The following is a 2,810-nucleotide window of genomic DNA, read 5'->3' as shown; positions in this document are numbered from 1 at the left end:
GTGTCGGGCGCCCGCGGCCTCGCCATGCTCCGCCTCGACCGCCTCGCCGATGCGGTCGCCGCCGGCGAGCCTGTGCGCGCCGGCGCGACGATCCTCGGTGTCGAGAAACCCTCCTTCGCCACCTTCGCCTTTCCGGAGGTGACGCCGGCCGGGTGATCGGGGGCGACAATGACACTCGGTGAGTGGAGGCGAAGCCGGAGCGACGGTGAGGGGGCGATTCCGGACGAGGCTCCTTGGGCCGAGCCCCCTCACCTTCGGCTGCCGCCTCGCCGCGCCGACGACGGGGTCGTCGCGGCCCTCTCCCCGCGTGCGGGGAGAGGGGATGCGCAGCTGATCGCTCCTGGCGACGACCCGGCCTCCCGGCGTTCTCGGCCCATCTGGCGTTCTTGATCCGTTCCGATTATTCTCGATCCCATGCCGCACGATTCCACAGGCCTGATCCAACATCCCGACGGCTGCCCGCGCTGCTGGTGGGCCGGGCTCGATCCGGTCTACGTCGCCTATCACGACACCGAATGGGGCGTGCCCGAGCATGACGGCCGGGCGTTGTACGAGAAACTGATCCTCGACGGGTTCCAGGCCGGCCTGTCCTGGATCACCATCCTGCGGCGGCGCGAGGGATTCCGCCGGGCGTTCGCCGGGTTCGACCCGGAGGCCATCGCGCGGTTCACGCAGGCCGATGTCGAGCGGCTGATGCAGGATAACGGCATCATCCGGAACCGCGCCAAGATCGTCGGGACCATCGCGGGCGCCCGCGCCTTCCTCGCCATCGAGGAGCGCGGCCCCGGCTTCTCGCGCTTCCTGTGGGACTTCGTCGAGGGCCAGCCGATCCAGGGCCGGGCGACGGACCGGGCCGGCATCGCCACCGAGACGGAGATCTCGCGGGCCATCTCGCGCGCCCTCAAGAGCGAAGGGTTCAGCTTCTGCGGCCCCACCATCGTCCATGCCTTCATGCAGGCGGTGGGCATGGTGAACGACCACCTCGTCGGGTGCCATCGACACGCCCCCTGCGCCGCCATGGGGGCGGGCCGATGAGCGCCACCGCCCCCCGCGCCTGGCAGCGGATGCTGTCGGGCCGGCGTCTCGACCTCCTCGATCCCTCGCCGCAGGACATCGAGATCGCCGACATCGCCCACGGTCTCGCCCGCGTCGCTCGCTGGAACGGCCAGACCGCCGGGCCGCACGTCTTTTCCGTGGCCCAGCACGCACTTCTGGTGGAGGCCATCGGCGCGGATCTGGCCCCCGGCCGGACCCGGATGCAGCGCCTCGAACTCCTGCTGCACGATGCCCCGGAATACGTGATCGGCGACATCATCTCGCCGTTCAAGGCGGCGATCGGACCGTCCTACAAGGGTGTGGAACTGCGCCTGATGGCGGCGATCCGCCAGCGCTTCGGCCTGCCGGAGCCCGACGAGGACGAGGTTCGCCTGGTCAAGCGCGCCGATGCGATGGCGGCCCATCTCGAAGCCACCCGCCTCGCCGGCTTTTCGGCGGACGAGGCCAGCGCGGTCTTCGGGCATCTGCACCCGGCTGCCCCGGAGGCGCAGGCGCTGATCGAGCCCTGGCCGACCGCCGAGGCTCAATCGAGGTTCCTTTCACGTTTTCAGGTTCTTACGAGCGCTTCCTGATGTCGGATATCCACGTCTGCCCCCTGTCGCAACTGCCCCGGATTCTGGAGAGCACCGGGGCGAGCCACCTGATGACGCTGATGAAGATCGGCACCGCCATCGCACGCCCGGAGGGCATCGCCGACGGGCGCCATTGCGTGGTCGAAGTCAGCGACATCGTCGCCCCCCTCGACGGGCATGTCCTGCCGGGCGAGCTTCATGTGCGTCGTATCCTCGATTTTGCCGCTTCTTGGGACCGGGATCGGCCGCTGCTGATCCACTGCTATGCCGGGATCAGCCGCTCCACGGCGGCGGCCTACATCGCCGCCTGCGCCCTTGCGCCGGAACGGGACGAGGCCGAGATCGCCCGCGCCCTGCGCGCCGCATCGCCTTCGGCGACGCCCAATGCCCTGTTCGTGGAGATCGCCGACCGTCTGCTTGGACGCGGAGGACGGATGTCCGCCGCCATCGCGGGGATCGGGCGGGGCGCCGACGCGTTCGAGGGAAATCCCTTCGCGCTCGCGCTGGGGTAAGGGCCAAGGCCGCGATCAGCTTATAATTGTGATGAATCGAGTGTGGCCGAAACGACGCCACCCTTGACGAAGTGCTTGCCGATGGAGCAGCCAACGCCCCCCTGGGCTTGTCGGGCAGGCAGCCGCAGGCTTAGACCGGCACAATGAGGGGTACCCTGGGATGACCGCAGCGCGATCCGCCGTGGCGGCGACAACCGATTCGAAGGTGTCCGACGAGGGACTCGACCTGCCGTTCGAGAAGGCGCTCGAACAGCTCGAGGAGATCGTGCGACGCCTGGAGAAGGGGGATGTGCCCCTCGACGAATCGGTAGCGATCTACGAGCGCGGCGAGATCTTGAAGCGGCATTGCGAAGGTCTGTTGCGCAAGGCCGAGGCGCGGATCCAGACGATCACGCTCGGGCCCGACGGGGGCGCGGCGGGTGTCGCTCCCCTCGATGTCGGCTGAACCCACGGGGTCGCGATGATCCATGGTTTCATGAAAATTATTCATCTGCCGCAACAAGTTGCGCGCTTATCTTCCCTCCGGACGTGAGGTTGATTCTGTGTCACGGATAGAAACCTCGATCCTCGACGGGCTTGACGAGACGTCTGCTCTTCGCGCGCTTCCCGAGAGCCAGCTTCAGGCGGTGGCGGACGCTGTGCGTCAGGAGATGATCGACGCGGTGTCGGT

General features: G+C 68.3%; 4 protein-coding genes and 1 pseudogene. All 5 read left to right on the top strand.

Annotated elements, in window-relative coordinates:
• Positions 1-156 (top strand): annotated as a pseudogene (locus tag FV220_RS26540) (folate-binding protein); the annotation flags it as partial.
• A gap of 258 nt (positions 157-414) precedes the next feature.
• Positions 415-1,035: a DNA-3-methyladenine glycosylase I gene (locus tag FV220_RS24625; protein ID WP_147833542.1), complete on the top strand. Its 621-nt coding sequence runs from the start codon at positions 415-417 to the stop codon at positions 1,033-1,035.
• Complete coding sequence (locus FV220_RS24620) at positions 1,032-1,628, top strand: HD family hydrolase (protein WP_147833541.1); 597 nt, start codon at positions 1,032-1,034, stop codon at positions 1,626-1,628. The genes FV220_RS24625 and FV220_RS24620 overlap by 4 nt, the downstream gene beginning before the upstream one ends.
• Positions 1,628-2,140, top strand: coding sequence for a protein tyrosine phosphatase (locus FV220_RS24615; RefSeq protein ID WP_147833540.1), 513 nt, complete (start codon positions 1,628-1,630; stop codon positions 2,138-2,140). Before FV220_RS24620 ends, FV220_RS24615 begins: the two co-directional genes overlap by 1 nt.
• Before the next feature lie 160 nt (positions 2,141-2,300).
• Positions 2,301-2,585: an exodeoxyribonuclease VII small subunit gene (locus FV220_RS24610; protein WP_056149260.1), complete on the top strand. Its 285-nt coding sequence runs from the start codon at positions 2,301-2,303 to the stop codon at positions 2,583-2,585.
• Positions 2,586-2,810: the final 225 nt, after the last annotated feature.

This window comes from Methylobacterium sp. WL19 (assembly GCF_008040005.1).
GTDB classification, from domain to species: Bacteria; Pseudomonadota; Alphaproteobacteria; order Rhizobiales; family Beijerinckiaceae; genus Methylobacterium; species Methylobacterium bullatum.
This window is presented reverse-complemented; position numbering and strand designations above follow the sequence as displayed.

Bases quoted from the DNA above. Each gene is read 5' to 3' on its own strand.
- FV220_RS24625 (WP_147833542.1), top strand. From the start codon at position 415: ATGCCGCACGATTCCACAGGCCTGATCCAACATCCCGACGGCTGCCCG.
- FV220_RS24620 (WP_147833541.1), top strand. From the start codon at position 1,032: ATGAGCGCCACCGCCCCCCGCGCCTGGCAGCGGATGCTGTCGGGCCGG.
- FV220_RS24615 (WP_147833540.1), top strand. From the start codon at position 1,628: ATGTCGGATATCCACGTCTGCCCCCTGTCGCAACTGCCCCGGATTCTG.
- FV220_RS24610 (WP_056149260.1), top strand. From the start codon at position 2,301: ATGACCGCAGCGCGATCCGCCGTGGCGGCGACAACCGATTCGAAGGTG.